Here is a 367-nt window from a genome sequence, read left to right as displayed (position 1 = left end):
TCCAGCGCGGCGTCCTTCTCGATGTACTTCTGGTACTCGTTGAGGGTGGTGGCGCCGATCAGGTTCATCTCGCCGCGCGCCATCGCCGGCTTCAGCACGTTGGCCACGTCCAGCCCGCCTTCGCCGCCGCCCTGGCCGGCACCGACGATGGTGTGCACCTCGTCGATGAACAGGATGATCTCGCTCTGCGCCGCCTGCAGTTCGTCCATCACCTGCTTGAGGCGTTCCTCGAACTCGCCGCGGTACTTGGCGCCGGCGACCATGGCGTTGATGTTCAGTTCGACCAGACGCTTGTCGCGCAGCACCTCCGGCACCTCGCCCTGGACCATGCGCTGGGCCAGGCCTTCGACGATGGCGGTCTTGCCGA

General features: G+C 66.2%; 1 protein-coding gene. It reads right to left on the bottom strand.

What is annotated here, in order from left to right; genetic code table 11:
* Positions 1–367: AAA family ATPase (locus HMPREF2924_RS25925; RefSeq protein WP_141765579.1), on the bottom strand; the 367-nt coding region annotated here is incomplete at both ends.

This window comes from Pseudomonas sp. HMSC063H08, from assembly GCF_001813645.1.
In the GTDB taxonomy this organism is placed as follows: Bacteria; Pseudomonadota; Gammaproteobacteria; order Pseudomonadales; family Pseudomonadaceae; genus Pseudomonas; species Pseudomonas aeruginosa.
The sequence above is the reverse complement of the archived record's forward strand: the minus strand, read 5'-3'. Positions and strand labels throughout refer to the sequence as shown.